Source organism: Mycobacterium sp. EPa45, from assembly GCF_001021385.1.
Lineage (GTDB): Bacteria > Actinomycetota > Actinomycetes > Mycobacteriales > Mycobacteriaceae > Mycobacterium.
In genome coordinates, this window is record NZ_CP011773.1 from 1224869 (window position 1) to 1248416 (window position 23548).

The 23548-nt window shown below is 66.3% G+C and carries 28 protein-coding genes and 2 pseudogenes; 26 read left to right on the plus strand and 4 right to left on the minus strand.

Going from position 1 to position 23548, the window contains the following annotated elements:
• Positions 1-15 precede the first annotated feature (15 nt).
• The 25 genes and pseudogenes from rplC (at position 16) to rplO (ending at position 16770) form a co-directional block, all read left to right on the plus strand.
• Positions 16-693, plus strand: coding sequence for a 50S ribosomal protein L3 (gene rplC, locus AB431_RS05635; protein ID WP_047329102.1), 678 nt, complete (start codon positions 16-18; stop codon positions 691-693).
• Positions 690-1334, plus strand: a complete 645-nt coding sequence (gene rplD / locus AB431_RS05640; RefSeq protein ID WP_047329103.1) for a 50S ribosomal protein L4 — start codon at positions 690-692, stop codon at positions 1332-1334. The genes rplC and rplD overlap by 4 nt, the downstream gene beginning before the upstream one ends.
• Positions 1334-1636: a 50S ribosomal protein L23 gene (gene rplW / locus AB431_RS05645; RefSeq protein ID WP_047329104.1), complete on the plus strand. Its 303-nt coding sequence runs from the start codon at positions 1334-1336 to the stop codon at positions 1634-1636. Before rplD ends, rplW begins: the two co-directional genes overlap by 1 nt.
• Before the next feature lie 35 nt (positions 1637-1671).
• Positions 1672-2508, plus strand: coding sequence for a 50S ribosomal protein L2 (gene rplB / locus AB431_RS05650; RefSeq protein WP_047329105.1), 837 nt, complete (start codon positions 1672-1674; stop codon positions 2506-2508).
• 12 nt (positions 2509-2520) lie between these two features.
• Entirely contained in the window at positions 2521-2802 is a 282-nt protein-coding gene (rpsS, locus tag AB431_RS05655) for a 30S ribosomal protein S19 (RefSeq protein ID WP_047329106.1), read from the plus strand.
• Positions 2799-3266: pseudogene (gene rplV / locus AB431_RS05660) on the plus strand (50S ribosomal protein L22); the annotation flags it as partial. The gene rpsS and the pseudogene rplV, both read left to right, overlap by 4 nt.
• 17 nt (positions 3267-3283) lie before the next feature.
• Positions 3284-4126 (plus strand): 30S ribosomal protein S3, encoded by an 843-nt coding sequence (gene rpsC, locus AB431_RS05665; RefSeq protein WP_047329108.1) that lies wholly within the window; start codon positions 3284-3286, stop codon positions 4124-4126.
• Positions 4127-4129: 3 nt separating this feature from the next.
• The gene (rplP, locus tag AB431_RS05670; protein WP_047329109.1) at positions 4130-4546 is read left to right on the plus strand and encodes a 50S ribosomal protein L16; all 417 of its coding nucleotides are present in this window, start codon (positions 4130-4132) and stop codon (positions 4544-4546) included.
• Positions 4546-4779: a 50S ribosomal protein L29 gene (gene rpmC / locus AB431_RS05675; protein WP_047329110.1), complete on the plus strand. Its 234-nt coding sequence runs from the start codon at positions 4546-4548 to the stop codon at positions 4777-4779. Before rplP ends, rpmC begins: the two co-directional genes overlap by 1 nt.
• On the plus strand, positions 4779-5075 hold the full coding sequence (gene rpsQ, locus AB431_RS05680; protein ID WP_047329111.1) for a 30S ribosomal protein S17: 297 nt from the start codon (positions 4779-4781) through the stop codon (positions 5073-5075). Before rpmC ends, rpsQ begins: the two co-directional genes overlap by 1 nt.
• Positions 5076-5167: 92 nt before the next feature.
• The gene (locus AB431_RS05685) at positions 5168-7228 is read left to right on the plus strand and encodes a cellulose biosynthesis cyclic di-GMP-binding regulatory protein BcsB (RefSeq protein WP_200902700.1); all 2061 of its coding nucleotides are present in this window, start codon (positions 5168-5170) and stop codon (positions 7226-7228) included.
• Positions 7229-7303: 75 nt separating this feature from the next.
• Complete coding sequence (locus AB431_RS05690; protein WP_047329113.1) at positions 7304-9655, plus strand: arylsulfatase; 2352 nt, start codon at positions 7304-7306, stop codon at positions 9653-9655.
• 21 nt (positions 9656-9676) lie between these two features.
• Entirely contained in the window at positions 9677-10381 is a 705-nt protein-coding gene (locus AB431_RS05695) for a hypothetical protein (RefSeq protein WP_047329114.1), read from the plus strand.
• 4 nt (positions 10382-10385) lie between these two features.
• Complete coding sequence (locus tag AB431_RS05700) at positions 10386-11264, plus strand: formylglycine-generating enzyme family protein (protein ID WP_047329115.1); 879 nt, start codon at positions 10386-10388, stop codon at positions 11262-11264.
• An 82-nt stretch (positions 11265-11346) separates the two neighbouring features.
• Positions 11347-12265: pseudogene (locus AB431_RS05705) on the plus strand (hypothetical protein).
• A gap of 259 nt (positions 12266-12524) precedes the next feature.
• Complete coding sequence (gene rplN, locus AB431_RS05710; RefSeq protein ID WP_014814254.1) at positions 12525-12893, plus strand: 50S ribosomal protein L14; 369 nt, start codon at positions 12525-12527, stop codon at positions 12891-12893.
• Positions 12894-13211, plus strand: a complete 318-nt coding sequence (gene rplX, locus AB431_RS05715) for a 50S ribosomal protein L24 (RefSeq protein ID WP_047329116.1) — start codon at positions 12894-12896, stop codon at positions 13209-13211.
• A gap of 5 nt (positions 13212-13216) precedes the next feature.
• Positions 13217-13780 (plus strand): 50S ribosomal protein L5, encoded by a 564-nt coding sequence (rplE, locus tag AB431_RS05720; RefSeq protein ID WP_047329117.1) that lies wholly within the window; start codon positions 13217-13219, stop codon positions 13778-13780.
• Between the two features lie 4 nt (positions 13781-13784).
• Positions 13785-13970 (plus strand): type Z 30S ribosomal protein S14, encoded by a 186-nt coding sequence (locus tag AB431_RS05725; RefSeq protein WP_047329118.1) that lies wholly within the window; start codon positions 13785-13787, stop codon positions 13968-13970.
• Positions 13971-14043: 73 nt separating this feature from the next.
• Entirely contained in the window at positions 14044-14442 is a 399-nt protein-coding gene (rpsH, locus tag AB431_RS05730; protein ID WP_047329119.1) for a 30S ribosomal protein S8, read from the plus strand.
• Between the two features lie 13 nt (positions 14443-14455).
• A complete protein-coding gene (rplF, locus tag AB431_RS05735; protein ID WP_047329120.1) occupies positions 14456-14995 on the plus strand; it encodes a 50S ribosomal protein L6 in 540 nt (179 codons plus the stop codon).
• Between the two features lie 3 nt (positions 14996-14998).
• The gene (gene rplR / locus AB431_RS05740; protein ID WP_047329121.1) at positions 14999-15406 is read left to right on the plus strand and encodes a 50S ribosomal protein L18; all 408 of its coding nucleotides are present in this window, start codon (positions 14999-15001) and stop codon (positions 15404-15406) included.
• Between the two features lie 28 nt (positions 15407-15434).
• Positions 15435-16145, plus strand: coding sequence for a 30S ribosomal protein S5 (gene rpsE, locus AB431_RS05745; RefSeq protein WP_174714106.1), 711 nt, complete (start codon positions 15435-15437; stop codon positions 16143-16145).
• 2 nt (positions 16146-16147) lie between these two features.
• Entirely contained in the window at positions 16148-16330 is a 183-nt protein-coding gene (gene rpmD, locus AB431_RS05750) for a 50S ribosomal protein L30 (protein ID WP_047329123.1), read from the plus strand.
• The gene (gene rplO / locus AB431_RS05755) at positions 16327-16770 is read left to right on the plus strand and encodes a 50S ribosomal protein L15 (RefSeq protein ID WP_047329124.1); all 444 of its coding nucleotides are present in this window, start codon (positions 16327-16329) and stop codon (positions 16768-16770) included. Before rpmD ends, rplO begins: the two co-directional genes overlap by 4 nt.
• A gap of 52 nt (positions 16771-16822) precedes the next feature.
• Here the strand turns inward: rplO and AB431_RS05760 are convergent, their stop codons facing one another.
• Together AB431_RS05760 and AB431_RS05765 are read right to left on the minus strand one after the other, a co-directional pair.
• Positions 16823-18754: a hypothetical protein gene (locus AB431_RS05760; RefSeq protein ID WP_144418204.1), complete on the minus strand. Its 1932-nt coding sequence runs from the start codon at positions 18752-18754 to the stop codon at positions 16823-16825.
• A gap of 177 nt (positions 18755-18931) precedes the next feature.
• Entirely contained in the window at positions 18932-19858 is a 927-nt protein-coding gene (locus AB431_RS05765) for an LLM class flavin-dependent oxidoreductase (RefSeq protein ID WP_047333121.1), read from the minus strand.
• 59 nt (positions 19859-19917) lie between these two features.
• On the opposite strand from AB431_RS05765, the gene sppA reads away from it, so the two are divergent.
• The gene (sppA, locus tag AB431_RS05770; RefSeq protein ID WP_047333122.1) at positions 19918-21723 is read left to right on the plus strand and encodes a signal peptide peptidase SppA; all 1806 of its coding nucleotides are present in this window, start codon (positions 19918-19920) and stop codon (positions 21721-21723) included.
• Here the strand turns inward: sppA and AB431_RS05775 are convergent.
• On the minus strand, positions 21704-22618 hold the full coding sequence (locus AB431_RS05775; protein WP_047329126.1) for a class I SAM-dependent methyltransferase: 915 nt from the start codon (positions 22616-22618) through the stop codon (positions 21704-21706). The genes sppA and AB431_RS05775 overlap by 20 nt on opposite strands.
• On the minus strand, positions 22618-23547 hold the full coding sequence (locus AB431_RS05780; RefSeq protein WP_047329127.1) for a class I SAM-dependent methyltransferase: 930 nt from the start codon (positions 23545-23547) through the stop codon (positions 22618-22620). Before AB431_RS05780 ends, AB431_RS05775 begins: the two co-directional genes overlap by 1 nt.
• Position 23548 lies beyond the last annotated feature (1 nt).

Below are 23548 nucleotides of genomic sequence, written 5' to 3' on the forward strand. Positions count from 1 at the left end.
GGAGTCGACGAACAAATGGCACACTCAAGCAGTTCTGCCGCGCCGCGACGTGGCATCTTGGGCACCAAGCTGGGCATGACCCAGGTGTTCGACGAGAACAACCGGGTCGTCCCCGTCACGGTTGTCAAAGCCGGACCCAACGTGGTGACCCGAATCCGTACGCCCGAGCGTGACGGCTACAGCGCTGTGCAGCTGGCCTACGGCGAGATCAGCCCCCGCAAGGTGAACAAGCCGGTCACCGGCCAGTACACCGCCGCCGGAGTGAACCCGCGCCGGCACCTGGCCGAGCTGCGGCTGGATGACGAAACCGCGGCCGCCGAGTACGAGGTCGGCCAGGAGCTGACGGCGGAGATCTTCGCCGACGGTGCCTACGTCGACGTCACCGGCACCTCCAAGGGCAAAGGCTTCGCGGGCACCATGAAGCGTCACGGCTTCAAGGGCCAGGGCGCCAGCCACGGCGCCCAGGCAGTGCACCGCCGGCCGGGATCGATCGGTGGCTGCGCCACCCCGGGTCGCGTCTTCAAGGGCACCCGGATGTCCGGCCGCATGGGCAACGACCGCGTCACCACGCAGAACCTGTTGGTGCACAAGGTCGATGCCGAGAACGGTGTGCTGCTGATCAAGGGCGCTGTCCCCGGCCGCAACGGCGGGCTCGTGATGGTTCGCACGGCAGTCAAACGAGGTGAGAAGTGACTCTGAAGATTGACGTTCGCACGCCGGACGGCAAGACAGACGGGACGGTGGAACTGCCCGCTGCCCTGTTCGACGTCGAACCCAACATCGCGCTGATGCACCAGGTGGTGAATGCGCAGCTGGCCGCCAAGCGGCAGGGCACGCACGCCACCAAGACTCGCGCTCAGGTTTCCGGTGGCGGCAAGAAGCCTTATCGGCAGAAGGGCACCGGTCGCGCCCGTCAGGGTTCGACCCGCGCTCCGCAGTTCACCGGAGGTGGCATCGTCCACGGCCCGCAGCCGCGTGACTACAGCCAGCGGACCCCGAAGAAGATGATCGCCGCCGCGCTGCGTGGCGCATTGTCGGACCGGGCCCGCAACGAGCGGATCCACGCGGTGACCGAACTGCTGAGCGGTCAGACCCCGTCGACCAAGAGCGCCAAGACGTTCCTGGGGACGCTGACCGACCGCCGCAAGGTGCTGGTCGTGATCGGCCGGACAGACGAAGTCGGCGCCAAGAGCGTCCGGAATCTGCCTGGTGTGCACGTGATCTCGCCTGATCAGCTCAACACCTATGACGTGCTCAACGCCGACGACGTGGTGTTCAGCGTGGAAGCGCTGAATGCCTACATCGGGGCCAATGTTCAGGAGGTTTCGGCCTGATGGCAACCATTACCGACCCCCGCGACATCATCTTGGCCCCGGTCATCTCCGAGAAGTCGTATGGGCTGATCGAGGACAACGTCTACACGTTCATCGTCGCACCCGGCTCGAACAAGACGCAGATCAAGATCGCCATCGAGAAGATCTTCAAGGTGAAGGTCGACTCGGTGAACACCGCCAATCGGCAGGGTAAGCGCAAGCGGACCCGCGCCGGTTACGGACAGCGCAAGAGCACCAAGCGCGCGATCGTGACCCTGGCCGCCGGCAGCAAGCCGATCGACCTCTTCGGAGCTCCCGCCTGACCGGCGGGACTGCAGATAGAACTCAGGAATAGATAATGGGAATTCGCAAGTACAAGCCGACGACCCCCGGTCGCCGCGGTGCCAGCGTCTCCGATTTCTCCGAGATCACTCGCTCGACTCCGGAGAAGTCGCTGATCCGCCCGCTGCACGGAACCGGCGGTCGTAACGCGCACGGCCGAATCACCACCCGCCACAAGGGCGGCGGGCACAAGCGTGCCTACCGGGTGATCGACTTCCGGCGCAACGACAAGGACGGCGTCAACGCCAAGGTCGCTCACATCGAGTACGACCCGAACCGCACCGCGAACATCGCGCTGCTGCACTACCTGGACGGCGAGAAGCGCTACATCATTGCGCCGCAGGGTCTTTCGCAGGGCGACGTCGTGGAGTCGGGCGCCAACGCCGACATCAAGCCGGGTAACAACCTGCCGCTGCGCAACATCCCCGCCGGTACCGTGATCCACGCCGTCGAGCTGCGTCCCGGCGGCGGGGCCAAGCTGGCCCGGTCGGCCGGCTCGAGCATCCAGCTGCTGGGCAAGGAAGGCGCCTACGCCTCCCTGCGTATGCCGTCGGGTGAGATCCGCCGCGTCGACGTGCGCTGCCGCGCCACGGTCGGCGAGGTGGGCAACGCCGAGCAGGCCAACATCAACTGGGGCAAGGCCGGCCGCATGCGGTGGAAGGGCAAGCGCCCCACCGTCCGTGGCGTGGTGATGAACCCGGTCGACCACCCGCACGGCGGTGGCGAGGGCAAGACCTCCGGTGGTCGTCACCCGGTCAGCCCGTGGGGCAAGCCCGAGGGCCGTACCCGCAAGCCCAACAAGCCGAGCGACAAGCTCATCGTCCGACGCCGGCGCACCGGCAAGAAGCGCTAGGCAGGAGAGAAGATGCCACGCAGCCTGAAGAAGGGTCCGTTCGTCGACGGCCATCTGCTCAAGAAGGTCGACGTTCAGAATGAGAAGAACACCAAGCAGGTCATCAAGACCTGGTCGCGTCGTTCGACCATCATCCCCGACTTCATCGGTCACACCTTCGCCGTCCACGACGGTCGCAAGCATGTGCCGGTGTTCGTCACCGAGGCGATGGTCGGCCACAAGCTGGGCGAGTTCGCCCCGACGCGCACGTTCAAGGGTCACATCAAGGACGACCGGAAGAGTAAGCGGCGATGACGACTGCAACCACCGAATACCCGTCTGCGACGGCCAAAGCGCGCCACATCGGGATCTCGGCGACCAAGGCGCGCCGCGTCATCAACCTGGTCCGCGGCAAGAGTGTCGAGGACGCCCTCGACATCCTTCGCTGGGCGCCGCAGCAGGCCAGCGAGCCGGTCGCCAAGGTGATCGCCAGCGCTGCCGCCAACGCGCAGAACAACAACGGTCTGGACCCGGCCACTCTCGTGGTCGCCACCATCACCGCCGACGAGGGCCCGACCGCCAAGCGCATCCGGCCCCGCGCGCAGGGGCGCGCGTACCGGATTCGCAAGCGCACCAGCCACATCACGGTGATCGTCGAGAGCCGGCCGAGCAAGAAGGACACGGGCAAGTCGGCCAGTGCCGCTCGTGCCCGTCGCGCACAGGCCAGCAAGGTCGCCACCAAGAAGGCGGCTCCCAAGACCAAGGCTTCTGCTGAAGCGAAGGAGGGCTCGGAGTAGTGGGCCAGAAAATCAACCCCCACGGCTTCCGGCTCGGTATCACCACCGACTGGAAGTCCCGGTGGTACGCCGACAAGCAGTACGCGGACTACGTCAAGGAAGACGTGGCGATCCGCCGACTGCTGGCCACGGGTCTGGAGCGCGCCGGCATCGCCGACGTGGAGATCGAAAGGACTCGCGACAGAGTCCGTGTTGATATCCACACTGCGCGCCCGGGCATCGTGATCGGCCGTCGTGGCACCGAGGCAGATCGCATCCGCGCCGACCTGGAGAAGCTGACCGGCAAGCAGGTTCAGCTGAACATCCTCGAGGTGAAGAACCCCGAGAGCCAGGCACAGCTGGTCGCCCAGGGTGTCGCCGAGCAGCTGAGTAACCGCGTGGCGTTCCGCCGTGCGATGCGCAAGGCCATCCAGTCGGCCATGCGGCAGCCCAACGTCAAGGGCATCCGCGTGCAGTGCTCGGGCCGCCTCGGCGGCGCCGAGATGAGCCGCTCGGAGTTCTACCGCGAAGGCCGGGTTCCGCTGCACACCCTGCGCGCCGACATCGATTACGGGCTCTACGAGGCCAAGACCACGTTCGGCCGTATCGGCGTGAAGGTGTGGATCTACAAGGGTGACATCGTCGGTGGCAAGCGTGAGCTGGCCGCCGCCGCACCCGCCGCCGATCGTCCGCGCCGCGAGCGTCCGTCGGGCACCCGCCCCCGCCGCAGCGGTGCGTCGGGCACCACCGCGACGAGCACCGAAGCCGGTCGCGCCGCCAGTGAAGAAACCGCAGAATCTGCGGTTCCGGTCACCACGGAGGCGCCGGCCGTCGAGGCCGCCGCTGAAACCACGGAGAGCTGACTCATGCTTATTCCCCGTAAAGTCAAGCACCGCAAGCAACATCACCCGAGGCAGCGTGGTATTGCCAGCGGTGGCACGTCGGTGACGTTCGGTGACTACGGCATCCAGGCACTGGAGCACGCCTACATCACCAACCGGCAGATCGAGTCCGCTCGTATCGCCATCAACCGGCACATCAAGCGTGGCGGCAAGGTGTGGATCAACATCTTCCCGGACCGTCCGCTGACCAAGAAGCCCGCCGAGACCCGCATGGGTTCGGGCAAGGGCTCGCCCGAGTGGTGGGTGGCCAACGTCAAGCCAGGCCGCGTGCTGTTCGAGCTGAGCTATCCCAATGAGCAGACTGCTCGGGAAGCTCTGACCCGTGCGATCCACAAGCTGCCGATCAAGGCACGCATCGTGACCCGAGAGGAGCAGTTCTGATGGCTGTTGGCATCAGCGCCGGCGAACTGCGTGAGCTCACCGACGAAGAGCTGACCGACAAGCTGCGGGAATCCAAGGAAGAGCTGTTCAACCTGCGCTTCCAGATGGCAACCGGGCAGCTGGACAACAATCGCCGGCTTCGCACCGTGCGTCAGGAGATTGCGCGCATCTACACCGTGCTGCGCGAACGTGAACTGGGTCTGGCCGCCGGACCCGCTGGTGAGGAAGCGTAATGGCAGAAACAAAGGGCCCCAAGCACACTGAGCGCACCGAGCAGTCGCGCGGCCGTCGCAAGACGGTCATCGGCTACGTGGTCAGCGACAAGATGCAGAAGACCATCGTGGTCGAGCTCGAATCTCGCAAGAGCCACCCGCTCTACGGCAAGATCATCCGGACCACGACGAAGGTCAAAGCGCACGACGAGAACGGCGACGCCGGTATCGGCGACCGGGTCTCCTTGATGGAGACTCGTCCGCTGTCGGCGTCCAAGCGCTGGCGTCTCGTCGAGGTTCTTGAGCGCGCCAAGTAACACTCCGTTCATAGCAAACGCGAGCCGCGGCTGATAAGCCGCGGCTCGCCGTGTAAATTCCCAAGGCGACAGTTTTTGGCAATCATTCGACCGTGAGGGTTGGCATGCCGGTGGTGAAGTCGGGGGGCTTGGTCAAATTCGGGGCGACCGTTGGGGCGGTAGCCACCCTGCTGTGGTCGGCGCCGTGGGCAGGGGCGGACCCCGTGTCTACGGATCCAGCACCACCCAACCCCGTGCCGACCGTGGCCACCGCCGGCGAGGTCATCACGGCGCCGACGCTGTCGCTGGTCGATCTGGGCGCAACCCCGGTGCTGTCCTTCTACGGCGGAACCAGCTCGACGTCGCTGTCGTTCCCGGTGCCGCCGGGGCTGGCTCCCGTCGCCCTCAACGCGACGCTGGATCTGCCGTTCGCCGTCCGCAGCGGTCTGATCTCGGTGACGCAGGGCGATCGGCTGATCGGCAAGCTGGGCCTGCCGACTGCGGACCTCTCCCCGGTCGTCATTCCGCTGGCCGGCGCCGAGGTGGTGGACAACGTCGCCACCGTGACGCTCACGTTGGCGTCGGTGCCCGACGACGGCTACTGCCTGGACCGGCTCAACCCGGTCGACCTCATCGATGGCTCGGTCACGTTCACCGGCACCGAGGCGGTACCGGCTACGGTGGCCGACTTCCTTCCACCGCTGCTTCGCAAGGTGACGATCGGCCTGCCCGCCAACCCGTCGATGGCCGAATCCGATGCCGCGGTGCAGCTGGCCGCCGGACTGGTCAAGAAGTACGGCAATCAGGCACCGGACGTCCAGGTCGTTCCGCTCGCCGACGGTGCCACCGCGGTGCCCACGCCGTCGGCGCCGCTGGAGCGCCAGATCGTCGTCAAAGAGGGCTCCGACGAGAGCATTTCGCTCGAAGGTGCCGGTATTCCTCAGCTGCTGATCACCGGCCCGGCGGGCAATTTGACCAACGACACCCGACTCCTCAGCGACGGTGCCCTGAACCTTGCCGTATCGCCGCGGGTGGTCCCGGAGAAGCTCAGCTCGGGCCGACGCCCCGAACCAATTGGCGGTCTGGTGACGGTCGCGCAGCTCAACCAGAGCACCCTGACGGCGGCCGGCGCTTCGCCCGGCGTGACGATCGGGCTCGACCAGACCAAGTTCGGCCACTCGGTCCAGGGTGTCCGCGTGCATGCGGTGGGGACCTACACGCCGCTGCCCAACAGCTTCGGCGCGCAGCTCACGGTGACCGTCAACGGTGAGCAGATCGATTCGTGGGCAGCCGATTCCGCCGGGACGATCGACCGGTGGATCAGTGTTCCCGACCGCCTGCTGACGCGCTTCACCGATGTGCAGATCTCGCTGAACACCACCGGCAACACCGGAGGATGCAACGACGATCGCTCGCTGAACCTGAAGATCAACGGCAACAGCGTGATCGAGAGCAGTGAGGCGTCGCCGCCCATCCCGGCCGGTTTCGGCTCGCTGCCGCAGTCACTGCTGCCGGTGGTCAAGGTCGGCATCGGATCGGATCGGTTCGCCGACACCGTCCGCGCCAGCCAGATCACCATCGGATTGCAGCGTCTCAGCTCGCTGGCGCTGCGCACGTCGGTGACGTCGTTCGAGGAGGCCCGCAAGAGCCAGGAACCGGCGATCCTGATCAGCGCCGACGGATGGACCGACAAGTCGATCACGTTGCCGGTCAGCGCCAACGAACGCCGCATCACGCTGGAGGGGACGCCCAACGATGGGCCGACCGTCCTCAACCTCGATCCGGGTATCCAGTTCGGATCGCTGCAGACGGTGTACGACGGCCACCGCTCGCTGCTCATCGCGACGTCCAACGGGGCACCGCAGCAGCTCGACGAATTGCTGGGTTGGCTGAGCTCAGACCGGTCTCGCTGGCCCCAGCTGCGTGGCACCGCGATCGTCGCAATCCCTGGACGGGCACCGGCTTTGGTCGCCGGCCGTACGCCGATGAGTGCATACGGTCCGCCCGCCGAGGCTCCTGATCAAGCAGCCTCCCCGGCCGGGCGTTACCGCTACGACCCGGCCTGGTGGGTGGCAGCCGGTGTCGTGGGTCTGGCCGCCGCCGGCGTGCTGGCGATCATCCTGACCGCCCGTGGCCCGCGGGACAACAGCGGAGGGCACCGCCGCGACACCTGAGCTCGGTCTTGGGGCTCGCCGGTAATCCGTCGCGGAACCGCGCACATTTGGTCCACCGCATGGAAGTCTGTGCGCATGACCACCGAGTTCAACGGCAAGATCGAACTGGACATTCGCGATTCCGAGGCGGACTGGGGACCGTACGCGGCACCAACGGCGCCCGACAACGCGCCCAACGTGCTGTACCTGGTTTGGGACGACATCGGCATCGCAACCTGGGACTGCTTCGGCGGCCTGGTGTCGATGCCGGCGATGTCGCGGATCGCCGAGCGTGGCGTTCGGCTGTCGCAGTTTCACACCACGGCGCTGTGTTCCCCGACCCGGGCGTCACTGCTGACCGGCCGCAACGCGACCACGGTAGGCATGGCGACAATCGAGGAATTCACCGACGGTTTCCCCGGTATCAACGGCCGGATTCCCGATGACACCGCACTCATTTCGGAGGTGCTTGCCGAACGCGGTTACAACACGTACTGCGTGGGCAAGTGGCACCTCACCCCGATCGAGGAGTCCAACCTCGCGGCCACCCGCAGGCACTGGCCGCTGTCGCGGGGCTTCGAGCGGTTCTACGGATTCATGGGCGGGGAGACCGACCAGTGGTACCCCGAGCTGGTGTACGACAGCCACCCGGTGGAGGCGCCGGCCACCCCCGAAGAGGGCTACCACCTCTCGAAAGACCTGGCGGACAAGACAATCGAATTCATTCGCGACTCCACCATGATCGCGCCCGACAAACCGTGGTTCACCTATCTGTGCCCGGGGGCCGGCCACGCGCCGCACCACGTGTTCACCGAATGGGCCGACCACTATTCCGGCACCTTCGACATGGGCTATGAGCGCTATCGCGACATCGTTCTGGAGAACCAGAAGAAGCTCGGCATCGTGCCGCCCGACACCGAACTGTCCGCGGTCAATCCCTATGCCGACGTCACCGGACCGGCCGGCCAACCGTGGCCGGAGCAGGACACGGTGCGGCCATGGGATTCGCTGAACGACGAGGAGAAGCGGCTGTTCTCCAGGATGGCCGAAGTGTTCGCCGGCTTCCTGTCCTACACCGACGCCCAGATCGGCCGGATCCTGGACTACCTGGACGAGTCCGGGCAGCTGGACAACACGATCATCGTCGTCATCTCCGACAACGGCGCCAGCGGCGAGGGCGGGCCCAACGGGTCGGTCAACGAGGGCAAGTTCTTCAACGGCTACATCGACACCGTCGAGGAGAGCATGCGCTTCTTCGACGAACTGGGCGGTCCCACCACCTACGAGCACTACCCGATCGGGTGGGCGATGGCATTCAACACGCCCTACAAGCTCTACAAGCGCTACGCCTCCCACGAAGGGGGCATCGCCGACACCGCAATCATCTCCTGGCCCAACGGAATTGCCGCCCACGGTGAAGTCCGGGACAACTACGTCAACGTCTGCGACGTCACCCCGACCGTCTATGAGCTGCTGGGCATCGGGGCACCGGACACCGTGAAGGGTACCGCCCAAAAACCACTCGACGGCGTGAGTTTTAAAGCGGCGCTTCAGGATTCGACGGCCGCCACCGGCAAGGAGACCCAGTTCTACACGATGCTGGGGACTCGTGGCATCTGGCACAAGGGCTGGTTCGCCAGCGCGGTGCATCCCGCTTCGCCGTCGGGCTGGTCGCATTTCGACGAAGACCGCTGGGAGCTGTACCACATCGAGAACGACCGCAGCCAATGCCACGATCTGGCAGCCGAGCATCCCGACAAGCTCGCCGAGTTGCAGAAGCTGTGGTTCAGCGAGGCCGAAAAGTACAACGGCCTGCCGTTGACCGACCTCGATGTGGGGGAGATGCTGGGCCGCTGGCGGCCCACGCTGGCCGGGGACCGGCCGCGCTACGTCTACTACCCGAACACCGCGCCGGTCGCGATGGGGGCGTGTGTCAACATCGTCGGCCGCTCGTTCTCGGTCTTGGCCGAGGTGAGCATCGACAGCCCCGACGTGCGCGGCGTGCTCTTCAAGCAGGGGGCCGGCCACGGCGGGTACGTGTTGTTCGTCGAGGACGGGAAGCTGCAGTTCGTCTACAACTTCTTCGGCGAAGACGAGCAGCGGGTGATCGCCCCGGACCCGGTGCCGCTGGGTGACCACATCCTGGGAGTGGGCTACGTCCGCACCGGCGTAGTCGACGGCAGCCACACGCCGCTGGGCGAGGCCACCCTCTACGTCGACGGCGCCGCGGTGGCCACGCTGGGCGGCGTGAAAGCCCATCCCTTCACCTTCGGGTTGGCCGGCGGCGGGGTCAGCGTCGGCCGCAACCTCGGCCAGCCGGTCTCGGCTGCCTACCAGGCACCTTTCAGCTTCACGGGAGGAACGATCGCCCAAGTGGTCGTCGACGTCTCCGGCACGCCCTACGTCGACGCGGAGCGCGAACTCGCCGCGGCCTTCGCCAGGGACTGACGGCCGCGTCATACTGGAGCGGTGACTCGGCTGGTATGTGCCGCTGCTGCGGTATTGGCGCTGGCCGCTCCGGGTGTTGCCGCCTGTGCGCGCAACAGTGACGGGACAGCGGTCCGGGTCGAGGCGTCGACATCGGCGACCAGCGTCGCGCCCACGTCGGCGTCGCCGACAACCAAGATGACCGACGAGCCGGAGTCGTCGCAACCCGGCGTCGTGGAGACCACCAAGGTGCCCGTCCCGCCGAACGCCGTCGTGTGCCGGCCGGAGCAGCCCGGGCCGACGGTGGTGGCCACCGTCGCCGACCCGGCCGCGCCGCAGATCACGGTGCGGGTGCCGGCCGGCTGGTCGGCCACGCCCGGTGCCGGTGACGTCGGCGCGTCGTTGTCGGGCCCCGACGACATGGTCGCCAGGGTGACCATCGCGGCGACCCCGCTGGATCCCGCTGCCGCCTTCACCCGCTACGGCGACGAGGTGATGGCCAAATATCCGATCAGCACGCTGAGCCTGCTGCCGGGCGACTTCTGCGGGTTCAGCGGACAGAGGCTGATGGGCACCTGGGCGCAGGACCCCGGCGAGTCGATCGAGTACCGCGACCGAATCGCCCACATCTGGACCAATGGCGGCAATTTCCTGGTCGCTGTCCACGTGGAGGCGCCGTCGGAAACGCCCGGCTTCGACGAGGCCGCCTCGGTGCTGACCGACAAGTTCACCATCGTCATACCCTGAAGCCATGCTCACCGAGCTCGTCGAGGTGCCCGGCGGGGCGTACCGGATGGGGTCGACCAGCTTCTATCCCGAAGAGGCGCCGATCCATACGGTGACCGTGGGCCTCTTTGCGATCGAACGACACCCGGTGACGAACGCGCAGTTCGCCGAATTCGTCGCCGCCACCGGGCATGTCACCGTCGCCGAGAAGGCGCTCGATCCGGCGCTGTATCCCGGTGTGCCCGAAGCAGATCTGCAGCCGGGTGCACTGGTGTTCCGGCCGACGCCGGGTCCGGTGAACCTGGCGGACTGGCGGCAGTGGTGGGACTGGGCGCCCGGTGCGAATTGGCGCGCGCCGTTCGGGCCCGGCAGCGACATCGCCGACAAAGCCGACCATCCCGTCGTGCAGGTGGCGTATCCCGACGCCGCCGCCTACGCGCAGTGGGCCGGCCGCCGGCTGCCGACCGAAGCCGAGTGGGAGTACGCCGCCCGGGCCGGCAGCACGAGCGCGTACGCGTGGGGTGACGAGCCGACGGTCGGGGGAGCGTTGATGGCCAACACCTGGCAGGGCCGATTCCCCTACCGCAACGACGGGGCGCTGGGGTGGATCGGCACCTCCCCGGTCGGGACCTTCCCGCCGAACGGGCTCGGCCTGGTCGACATGATCGGCAATGTCTGGGAGTGGACGACGACGCGGTTCTCCGCCCATCACGTGGTGAACCAGAAGAATTCGTGCTGCCCACCGCCCGCGGAACCGGATCCGAGCATCAGCCAGGCACTCAAAGGCGGCTCGCATCTGTGCGCCCCGGAGTACTGCCATCGGTATCGTCCGGCGGCGCGGTCGCCTCAGTCGCAGGACACCTCGACCACCCACATCGGCTTCCGCTGCGTGGTGAGCCTGTAGTTAGCGACGGGGTTACTCGCACTTTCGCGCGGTAACGACAGCCTGGCCGGGATCTGTCGGGATCCGCTGGGAGCATTCCGCCATGAGGAAGCTCATCATCGGCAGTCAGGCGCAGCGGGCGGGCACCGTGACCGAATACGAACTGCGCCGGGAATACGTCCGGATGCACCGGGATGTCTATGTGCCCAAAGGGTATTCGCCAGATTTGATCGACGTCATCGATGGGGCGTGGTTGCGTTCTGGCCGAAAAGGCGTGGTCGCAGGGATTGCCGCGTCTGCGCTGCACGGGGCCGCCTGGGTCGGCGATGACACTCTCGTCGAGCTGATCTGGGACAACACCCGGCCGCCTGAAGGGATCATCGCCCGCGCCGAGCGCTTGGCTCCCGACGAGGTCACCACCTGCGACTGCATTGCGGTGACCACGGCGGCTCGGACCGCCTACGACCTCGGCCGGCACCTTCCGCGAGGCGAGGCGCTGATGCGACTCGACGCACTCAAACGGGCGACCGCCTATCTCGACGATGAGGTGCTCGAGCTGACCAGGCGGCACAAAGGTGCGCGGGGCATGCGCCAGCTGCTCGAATTGCTACCGCTTGTCGACGGCGGTGCGGCCTCGCCACAAGAAACGCGGCTGCGGTTGTTGTACCTCGACGCGGGGTTTCCCCGGCCGAGCACCCAGATCGCCGTCTTCGAAGGGCAATGGAAAGTCATCCGCAGGCTGGACATGGGCTGGGAGGACCTCAAGGTTGCCTCCGAGTACGACGGCGATCAGCACCGGACCGACCGGACGCAGTACGTCCGAGACCAGCGGCTGATGCCCAGGGTTTGCCCGCCTGGGTTGGGAGGTCGTCCGGGTGATCAAGGAGGATCGCGATGCGGAGATCCTCGACCGCACATATGTCACCCTCGTCCGACGGGGATGGGACGGTCGATTGCGGTCGTCCCGGCGAAACCGCTGGTGGCGACCGCCAGCCATACTGGGCGATGCGGCGAGCCTGTAAGTGGCGACAGCTCTACTCGCGTTTCGTCTCGATAACTACAGCCTGGGCGGCAGGGCCAGCGCTGAGCGCGGTGAGCTGCGCGGATTTGGAGCTTTTCCGCTCGTCACCTAGCATGTAGGGGTTGCCTAGGGCAGACCTCGGCCGGCGAATGTCGGCCCCGCGTGCTCTTGGGTGACAAAGACCGCGCACGACAGGCTCCATCTTGGACTGCCTTTAGGGATTTTGTCGTGCACACAGTTACCAGATCCGAGGAGATCTAGTGATTCAGCAGGAATCGCGGCTCAAGGTCGCCGACAACACGGGTGCCAAGGAGATCTTGTGCATCCGTGTTCTGGGTGGCTCGTCGCGGCGCTACGCCGGCATCGGCGACGTCATCGTGGCGACCGTCAAGGACGCCATCCCCGGCGGCAACGTCAAGCGTGGTGACGTGGTCAAGGCCGTCGTGGTGCGCACCGTCAAGGAGCGTCGGCGCGCCGACGGCAGCTACATCAAGTTCGACGAGAACGCTGCCGTCATCATCAAGAACGACAACGACCCGCGAGGCACCCGCATCTTCGGACCGGTCGGCCGTGAGCTGCGCGAGAAGCGCTTCATGAAGATCGTCTCGCTGGCACCGGAGGTTTTGTAAATGAAGGTCCACAAGGGCGACACCGTCCTCGTCATCGCCGGTAAGGACAAGGGTGCCAAGGGCAAGGTCCTGCAGGCCTACCCGACCCGTAACCGCGTCCTCGTCGAGGGCGTCAACCGGATCAAGAAGCACACCGCGCAGTCAGCCAACGAGCGCGGCGCATCCTCGGGCGGCATCGTCACCCAGGAGGCTCCGATCCACGTCTCCAACGTGATGGTCGTCGACTCCGACGGCAAGCCGACCCGCGTCGGTGTCCGCCGCGACGAGGAGACGGGCAAGAACGTCCGCATCGCCAAGAGCAACGGCAAGGACCTCTGAGAGATATGACAACCGCAGAAAAAGTTCAGCCCCGGCTGAAGGCGCGCTACCGCGAAGAGATCAAGGACGCGCTCAACAAAGAGTTCAACTACGACAACGTCATGCAGATCCCCGGCGTGGTCAAGGTCATCGTCAACATGGGTGTCGGTGACGCCGCCCGCGACGCGAAGCTGATCAACGGCGCGGTCAACGACCTGGCGCTGATCACCGGCCAGAAGCCGGAGATCCGCAAGGCCCGCAAGTCGATCGCCCAGTTCAAGCTGCGCGAGGGCATGCCCATCGGCGCGCGGGTGACCCTGCGCGGCGACCGCATGTGGGAATTCCTCGACCGGCTGGTGTCGATCGCGCTGCCGCGTATCCGCGACTTCCGCGGCCTGAGCGCCAAGCAGTTCGACGGCCACGGCAACTACACCTTCGGGCTCGCCGAGCAGTCGGTGTTCCACGAGATCGACGTCGATTCGATCGACCGTCCGCGCGGCATGGACATCACCGTGGTCACCTCGGCGACCAACGACGACGAAGGTCGGGCGCTGCTGCGCGCGCTGGGCTTCCCCTTCAAGGAGAACTGAGCAGATGGCAAAGAAGGCACTGGTCAACAAGGCCAACAAGAAGCCGAAGTTCGCCGTGCGGGCCTACACCCGCTGCAACAGGTGCGGACGCCCGCATGCCGTGTACCGCAAGTTCGGCCTGTGCCGAATCTGCTTGCGTGAGATGGCCCATGCCGGCGAGCTGCCCGGTGTGCAGAAGTCCAGCTGGTAACAGACCCCTACAGAACAGGTGCGCAGCAGGCCCAGCCCGGGAACCGTTGCGAGGAAGGTAGACAGGCCCAGTCATGACCATGACGGACCCGATCGCAGACTTTTTGACACGTCTGCGCAACGCCAATTCGGCGTATCACGACGAAGTGACCCTGCCGCACTCGAAGATCAAGGCCAACATCGCCGAGATCCTCAAGCGCGAGGGGTACATCAGCGATTTCCGGACCGAGGATGCTCGGGTCGGCAAGTCACTTGTTGTCCAGCTCAAGTACGGCCCCAACCGCGAGCGCAGCCTCGCCGGGCTGCGCCGGGTGTCCAAGCCCGGTCTGCGGGTGTACGCGAAATCCACCAATCTTCCGCGGGTGCTCGGTGGGCTGGGCGTGGCGATCATCTCCACGTCTTCAGGCCTGCTGACCGACCGGCAGGCAGCCCGATCCGGCGTGGGCGGCGAAGTCCTCGCCTACGTGTGGTGAGGGAGGCTTAGACATGTCGCGTATTGGAAAGCAGCCGGTGGCGATTCCCGCCGGTGTAGATGTGACGATCGACGGTCAGAACGTGTCGGTCAAGGGCCCCAAGGGCACGCTGGAACTGGCGATCGCCGAACCGATCACCGTGTCGCGCAACGACGATGGCGCGATCGTGGTCAGCCGGCCCGACGACGAGCGGCGCAGCCGTTCGCTGCACGGGCTGTCGCGCACGTTGGTGTCCAACCTGGTGGAAGGCGTGACGCAGGGTTACACCACCAAGATGGAGATCTTCGGCGTCGGTTACCGCGTGCAGCTCAAGGGCAGCAACCTCGAGTTCGCGCTCGGGTATAGCCATCCCGTGGTCATCGAGGCTCCGGAGGGCATCACCTTTGCGGTGGAGACGCCCACCAAGTTCTCGATCTCGGGTATCGACAAGCAGAAGGTCGGCCAGATCTCGGCGAACATCCGTCGCCTGCGCCGCCCCGACCCCTACAAGGGCAAGGGCGTGCGTTACGAGGGTGAGCAGATCCGCCGCAAGGTCGGAAAGACAGGTAAGTAAGCCATGGCTCAAGCACAGAAGGCAGCCACCGATCGCACGCCGGTTGGCACGAGTGTCTCGGCCGCGCGCCGGGTTTCGCGCCTCCGTCGGCACAACCGGCTGCGTAAGAAGGTCGTCGGCACCGCCGAGCGGCCCCGTCTCGTGGTCAACCGCTCCTCGCGGCACATCCACGTGCAGCTCGTCGACGACGGCACCGGCACCACGATCGCCGCGGCCTCGTCCATCGAGGCTGACGTGCGTGCGGTCGAGGGCGACAAGAAGGCCCACAGCGTGCGGGTCGGTCAGCTGATCGCCGAGCGCGCCAAGGCCGCCGGCGTCGAGGCTGTGGTGTTCGACCGCGGTGGCAACACCTACGGCGGCCGCATCGCGGCGCTCGCCGACGCAGCTCGCGAGAACGGACTGAAATTTTAATGACTGCTTATAACGGAAGGACCGCATGATGGCGGAGCAGACCGCAGCCGGCAGCGCGCCGGATACCGGCGCCCCCTCAGCCGGCACCCGTACCGACACCCAGCGCGGCGGACGTGACGACCGCGGTGGCCGTGGCCGTCGCGACGATCGTGGCGACCGCGGTGGACGTGGTGGCCGCGACGGCGGCGAGAAGAGCAACTACCTCGAGCGCGTCGTCACGATCAACCGAGTCTCCAAGGTGGTCAAGGGTGGTCGGCGCTTCAGCTTCACCGCCCTGGTCATCGTCGGGGACGGCAACGGTCTGGTCGGGGTCGGCTACGGCAAGGCCAAAGAGGTGCCCGCCGCGATCGCCAAGGGTGTCGAGGAAGCTCGTAAGAACTTCTTCCGCGTCCCGCTGATCGGTGGCACCGTCACCCATCCCGTGCAGGGCGAGGCCGCGGCCGGTGTCGTGATGCTGCGTCCGGCCAGCCCCGGTACCGGTGTCATCGCCGGTGGCGCGTGCCGCGCCGTGCTGGAATGCGCTGGCGTGCACGACGTTCTGGCCAAGTCGCTGGGCAGTGACAACGCGATCAACGTGGTTCATGCCACCGTGGCCGCGCTCAAGCTGTTGCAGCGTCCCGAAGAGGTGGCCGCCCGTCGCGGGCTGCCCATCGAAGACGTTGCGCCGGCCGGCATGCTGCGCGCTCGTCGGGAGAGTGAAGCGCTGGCTGCTGCAGCCGCGCGTGAAGGAAGCGCATAACCATGGCAGAGCTGAAAATCACCCAGGTGCGTGGCATCGTCGGTACCCGCTGGAATCAGCGTGAGAGCCTGCGGACCCTGGGCCTGAAGAAGATTCGCCAGTCGGTGGTTCGCGAGGACAACCCGCAGACGCGCGGACTGATCAACGTCGTGCACCACCTCGTTCAGGTTGAGGAAGTCAAATGAGCGTCATCAAACTGCACGACCTGAAGCCTGCTCCCGGCTCCAAGACCGCGAAGACTCGCGTCGGTCGCGGTGAGGGCTCCAAGGGCAAGACGGCCGGTCGTGGCACCAAGGGCACCAAGGCCCGCAAGAACGTGCCGGTGACCTTCGAGGGCGGGCAGATGCCGATCCACATGCGGCTGCCCAAGCTCAAGGGTTTCCGTAACCGGTTCCGCACCGAGTACGGCGTCGTCAACGTCGGCGACCTGAACAAGGCCTTCCCGCAGGGCGGCACCGTCGGTGTCGACGAGCTGGTGGCCAACGGCCTGGTTCGCAAGAACGTGCTCGTCAAGGTTCTCGGCGACGGCAAGCTGACCGTCAAGGTCGACGTGACGGCTCACAAGTTCAGCGGCAGCGCCCGCGAGGCCATCACCGCCGCTGGTGGTTCCGCCACCGAGCTGTAAGCATCCAACGAAAAAGCCCCCGCCGAGCGCGGGGGCTTTTTCGTTGCAACTCCTAGGTGGCGGGTAATTCAGCGGTGATCAACGAGTAGTCGCTGTAGCGCCATGCCTTCATGAACTCGTCGAGCGGCACCGGGAATCCTTTGCCGTTCTGGAGCGCACTGTCGTTCAAATAGACGATCTTCTTGCCGGGGTCGACACTGATCACCACGACGGAGTGATCGCTCTTGACTCCCTCAGGACCGGGCTGCTCGCGAGTCTCGTCAAAGTACGCCCGCGTGTAGGCGTTGTAAATAACATTGCTCGCGACAGAGACGATCACGCCCTGCTTCTGGTTCAACGCTGCGGTCATCGCATCAAGCGCCACATTGCCTTGGCTCTTGAGGTACGTCGTCCAATCGGCGTTGAGTCCGTTCATGTTCAGCAGTTTGACGACGTCGGTGTTACTGACTCCCCAGTGCAGCGCGGTCCCCGGCTGACCGTTGGGTTCAAAGATCTTTTGACCGGGGTATTGGCCACTGGCCGTTGACGTCGCCTGCCCGTACACGACCTGCCCCAGGTCCGGCGGCAGAATGCCCTTGAGCTGGCCGACGATTGCAGCAGTCGCCATGATCGCGCACGTGTCGTAGTTGCCCTGGTAGTACCAGTACCGGAGGTTGGCGGCGTAGTTGCCCACCTCGATATCGCCAGGTGCTGGTGGCGCGGCGGTGGGATCTTTGATCCCGAAGGTGTAGCTGAGGTCGTTGGCGAGGTCAGCGAGATTGGCTTGTGCGCCTTCGATTTGGTGCACGATGGCCAGCGCGATGCTCTTGCCTGCGCCCTGCAGGGCTTGTCCGATCTGATCGGGTGCGGGTAGCGACCAGACCAACTTCGTCGCCGGAGCGGGCTGTGGCGTGGAAGACGACGCGGCCAGCTGGACGGTGACGAGGTCGTATTCGTTACGACTCCATCCGGTCAGGAAGTCGTCGAGACCCACCTCGAGGCCCTGGCCGTCGGTACGGGTCGGATCGTTGATCGTGACGATGTTCCGGTTGGTGTCGTATCCGAGCACCACCACGATCTTCTCGGAGACTCCGGTCTGCCCGGTGACCGCGCCCTCGACGGGCACGATCACAACTTTGGTCGGATCCTGCAAACCGGCCACCAGGTCATTGATGGCCTTGCTCTGCTGCTCGGGCGAGTAGGGGTGGGTAATGACTCGAACACCCTTGTCTTGCAACAGTTCATAGCTGTCCGTCCAAAGGACGAACGAATCCGTATCCAGACCGCGGTAAATCTTGTACCCCGGGTAGCCGAGGCTGTCGGTGGTCAGTGCCTTGTCGATGAAACCCTGCAGATCGGGCGTGGAGCCGGTGAGTTGCCCATATGCCATCGCGACGGTCGCCAGTGCCCCGGACACGAAGTCGCGCATCGGCACGAAGTACTGTTTGTTTTGTGTCGGATTGCCGTATACGCCGGGGTTGGTGACAGTTACCCGGGAGATGCCGAGAACGTTGGCCAAGTCGTCCCGGAGTATCTCGAGATTGGTTTGTGCGCCGATGATTTGGTTCGAGACCGTCAAGTAGAGGTTGTGGCCGAATTCGGCCAGGCCGCCGAGGAGTTGGTTCGGGGTGGGCGTCGAGAGGCTGGCCGATGGGACGATCGACGGCGTCGTCGTCGATTCGGCGGCAACAGAACTCGAGTTCGCGGCCTTCGGCTGAATGGCCGACGTGGCCGTGATGCGGCTCGACACCGCTACCCGCGCCGACGCCGCCGCTGCGGTGTCGGCGGTGCGGTCGGCGCCGGAGCCCTTGGGCTTGCTCGCCGCGGTGCGCGCACTCTTGCCCTTCGCCGGGGCTGCCGAGTGCGAAGTCGAGGTGTCCGCGTTGGCAGAGTGGCTGCCCGATGATCCCGTGTCGGCGGACGCCACCGCTGCACCGGCGACCATCGCAGCGCCCACCCCCAGCGTCAGGGCTCCCGCATTCAGCCACATTCGCGTGCTGGGCACCCGTCGCGCCTCGACGCCCTCGAGCTGATCCGTCTTTTGAACGTACGAAACCACCGGCTTGCCCCCAACCCGTATCGCTATTGACGCTACTGTCGGGAGTCGATGCTAACGACCGGAAGCGGCATGCGGACGGCTATCAGCAATTCTCGGTAAAAACGTAGTCAGCGTCCTACAGAACTAGGTCAGCTGCGGAATGATTTCGGACGCAAGAAGTTCCATCTGCTCGCGGTCCTCGGCCAGGTTCGCACCGACGGGATGTAGCAATAGCGTCTGGGCGCCGGCATCGATCACCGCGCGCAGGCCGCGAACCACATCGGACGGTGTGCCGGACACCGGGACCGCCTCGACGCCGGGCATCGAGCCATAGATTCCGCGCAGCCCGTCCAGCACCCGCTCGCGCGCACGGGCTGCGTCGCCATCGACGATCAGGTACACCCGTTTGCCGATCCGGAAATTGGCCGGATCCTTGTCCTGCCTGGCCAATTCGGACTCCACGGTCCGCACGGCGGTCGCGAAGTCCTCGGTCGTCGACGAACCCGCCCCCATGAACGCGTCACCATGACGGACCGCACGGGCGATCGCACGAGGGGCGTTAGCGCCGAACCAGATCGGCGGATGCGGTCGCTGCACCGGTTTGGGGGCGATCGGCAGATCGTCGACATCGCGAAAGCGCCCGTGAAAGGTCACTCGCGGCTCGTCGGACCACGCCGACTTCATCAGTTCCAGACCCTCGGTGAAGCTGCTGATGAAGGTGGCCGGGTCGACGCCGAATGCCTCGAATTTGCGCCGCCCACCGCCGGGCGCGACGCCGAGTTCCAAGCGGCCATGGCTGAGCCGGTCGACGGCGGTGACCGTCGCGGCCAGTTGAAGCGGATCGTGCAGGGAGGTGACCAGTACGGCGACCCCCAACCGCAGCGTGGTGGTACCCGCCGCGGCCCACGCCAGCAGCTCCATCGGCGCGATCATCGGCGTGGGCCCGATGATCTGTTCGATGGTCCAGCCACCCTCGAATCCGAGTTCCTCAGCGCGGGTCAGGTAGCTTCGCAGCCCCTCGCCGTCGAAGCCGTCGACGTCGAGCTGCGGTATCGAGATCGAGTACTTCACCACTACACCGTACGAGCGCGCGGGTGGGCACCCGCACCGGCGCCGGTAACCTCGACGGTATGTTTGCTTTCCTGCCTGCCGTCCCCGGTGCCGACGATCTTCGCGACGCGCTGCGGCGTATCGACACTGCCCGCCACCACGGGGTCCCGGACGGCTGCATCCTCGAGCTCGACCTGCAGACCGTCCCGCCGGAGACCAGCAGTTTCGACCCGCTGGCCTTTATCACCGGCGGTGGGCGGACGATGCTGCTGCGCGACGCCGTCGCCGCGATCCACCGCGCCGCCGACGATCCGCGAGTCGCGGGACTGATTGCGCGAGTTCAGCTTTCCGCCGCGCCGGCCGGACCGGTGCAGGAATTGCGGGCCGCGATCGCCGCCTTCACCGAAGCCAAGCCCACCCTGGCGTGGGCCGAGACCTATCCCGGCACCCTGTCCTACTACCTGGCCTCGGCGTTTTCCGAGGTGTGGATGCAGCCGACCGGCACCGTCGGGCTGGTCGGATTCGCCACCAACGCGTTGTTCCTTCGCGACGCTCTGGACAAGGCCGGCATCGAGGCGCAGTTCATCGCTCGCGGTCAATACAAGTCGGCGGCCAACCTGTTCACCCAGGACCACTACACCGACGCCCACCGCGAGGCCGATTCCCGGTTGATCGCCAGTCTGCACAGCCAGGTGTGGCAGGCCATCGCCGAGTCGCGGAAGATCGATGTGGCAGCAGTGGACGAGCTGGCCAACCGGGCTCCGCTGCTGCGCGACGCGGCGGTCGAGGGACACCTGGTCGACCGGATCGGCTTCCGCGACGAGGCCTACAGCCGGATCGCGGAACTCACCGGCCGGGAAGGCATTTCACCAGAGACCGGTGACGCCGACTCCGATGACAACGCTCCGCCGCGGCTGTACCTGTCCCGCTATGCGCAGGCAGGCAAGGGCGGCCCGCAAGTGTCGATGCCGCCGGTGCCGGGCCGAAAGAAACGCCCGAGGATTGCGGTGGTCACCGTCGCCGGGTCGATCGTCAGCGGTCGTGGCGGTCCGCAGGGTCTGCCGTTCGGCCGGTCCAGCGCCGGTGGCGACACGATCGGTGCGGCGCTTCGCGAGGTCGCCGCCGACGATGACGTCGACGCGGTTGTTGTGCGGGTCGACAGTCCCGGCGGTTCGGTGACGGGCTCGGAGACGATGTGGCGCGAGGTGGCGCGTGTCCGCGCCAAGGGCAAGCCGGTGGTGGCCTCGATGGGTGCGGTCGCCGCGTCCGGTGGCTACTACGTCGCAATGGCCGCCGACGCCATCGTCGCCAATCCGGGCACCATCACCGGGTCCATCGGGGTGCTGACCGGCAAGCTGGTGGCCAGGGAGCTCAAGGAACGTCTCGGGGTCGGCTCGGACAGTGTGCGCACAAACGACAACGCCGACGCCTGGTCGGTCAACGCGCCGTTCACCCCGGAACAGCAGGCGCTGGTGGAGGCGGAGGCCGATCTGTTCTACACCGATTTCGTGCAGCGGGTGGCCGAGGCGCGGCACATGTCCGTCGAGGCGGTCCAGGAGGTTGCCCAGGGCCGGGTGTGGACCGGAGCCGACGCACTCGATCGGGGGCTCGTCGACGAACTCGGCGGCCTGCGGACGGCGGTGCGGCGGGCCAAGGTGCTCGCTGGGATCGACGCCGACGCCAAGGCGGAGCTGGTGAACTACCCCAGCTCGTCGCTGCGGGACTTCCTGCGGCCCAAGCCTTCCTCGCAGCCGGCCGCGGCTTCTCTGCCCGAGGCGCTTGCCGTGCTGATGGGCCAGTCGGTCCGCGAAGTGGTCGGTCAAGGTGAGCGTGCGCTGACCGGGACCAGCGCATTATGGCTGGGGTTCAGCCCAGAGTGGCGCTGACGTAAACGATTTCGCCGAACGGGTCGTTAGGGTCCCGTTCCGGCCGAGCCGGCAGGCCGTGGCGTTCGAACAGTTCGCCGGTGGGGGTGCCGGTGACGTTCCAGCCCTTTTGGGTGAGGTACTCCATGACGTGGCTGCGTGGCCCGGCATAGACCAGTGATCCCATGTCGATGTCCAGACCCTGATCGCGGGCCTGGGTGGTCATCGCGGTGCCCTTCGCCGGGTCGAAATCCATGATGCCGGGTACGTATTCGGTGGCCACGGCACTGCCGGGCGCGCTCAGCGACGTGATGGTGTCGAACAGCCGGTCCTGGGCTTCCGGAGGAAGGTAGACCAGCAATCCTTCGGCGAGCCATGCGGTCGGTGCGCTCGGGTCGAAGCCGGCCGAGCGCAGCGCGCCAGGCCAGTCCTCGCGCAAATCGATGCCGACCGTGTGGCGCTGCGCGGCGGGCTGGGCGCCGAGGCCGTCGAACACCCCGGTCTTGAACTCGATGACATCGGGTTGGTCGATTTCGAACACCACGGTGTCCGACGGCCACGGCAACCGATATGCGCGCGCATCCAGGCCCGACGCCAGGATCACCGCCTGCCGGATGCCGGCGCCGGTGACCGAGGTGAAGTAGTCGTCAAAGAACTTGGCGCGCATACCCATTCCGTCGATCATCGACTGCACCCGCTCGGGGGCGAGCTCGCCGAACGCCGAGGTGTCCAGTTCACCGTCGATCAGCTTGATGAAGAAGTCGATGCCGACGGCGCGAACCAGGGGATCGGCGAACGGATCGTTGACGAGCTGGCGCGGGTCCTTGGTGGCGAGCGCACGTCCCGCGGCCACGGCCGTCGCGGTGGCGCCGACGCTCGAGGTCAGGTCCCAGCTGTCATCGTCGGTGCGGGTCATCACCCCTCCCGGGTGCGGGTCGCGGTCAGGTAACCGGTGTTGTCGCTGAACTGCACCAGCGTCTCGTCCTCGGGCATCTCGAAACCGTTGACGGCGTACGAGTCTCGGGTGTTCAGCGTGCTGATCCGCCAGCCACGTTCGGCGAGGTAGTCGCCGGCCGCATTGCGCTCACCGTCGTAGAACAGCGCGGGCAGATCGATCTCCGAGCCGATCTGGCTCGAGTATTTCTTGAACCGGTCGCGCCAGCTGTCGGGCAGTGTCGTTCCCGCGGCCATGAACTCCGTGGCGAAGCGGCTGCCCGGGGCCGACAGCGCGGTGACGTTGTCCAGTAAGCGGTCCTGCGCCTCCGGCGGCAGATAGATCAACAGACCTTCGGCGATCCACGCGGTCGGCTGGTCGACGTCGAACCCGTTCTCCCGCAGTGCCGTCGGCCAATCGTCGCGCAGATCGATGGCGACGGTGCGGCGGTCGGCGGTGGGCGACACGCCGAGATCGGCCATCACGCGGGTCTTGAACTCGATGACCTGCGGCTGATCCAGCTCGAACACCACGGAGCCGGCCGGCCAGCTCATCCGGTAGGCGCGGGTGTCCAGGCCTGAGGCCAGGATCACGGCTTGGCGAATTCCGTCGCGGGCGGCGTTGGTGAAGACGTTGTCGAAGTACCGGGTGCGCACGGCGATCTGTTCGGTCATCCGGCGCCGATTGAGCATCGGGTCGTCTTCGATGTTGGCCTCGCCGTTGGCAACCCGGATGAGGGCTTCGACGCCGACGGCCTTGACCAGTGCGTCGGCGTAGGGGTCGTGGATCAGCGCGTCGGGGCCCTGGGAGGCCAGCGCGCGCGACGCTGCCACCGATGTCGCGGTGGCGCCGACGCTGGACGCGAGGTCCCAGGTGTCGCCCTCGTAGCGGACGGAATCAGTTTGGCTCATG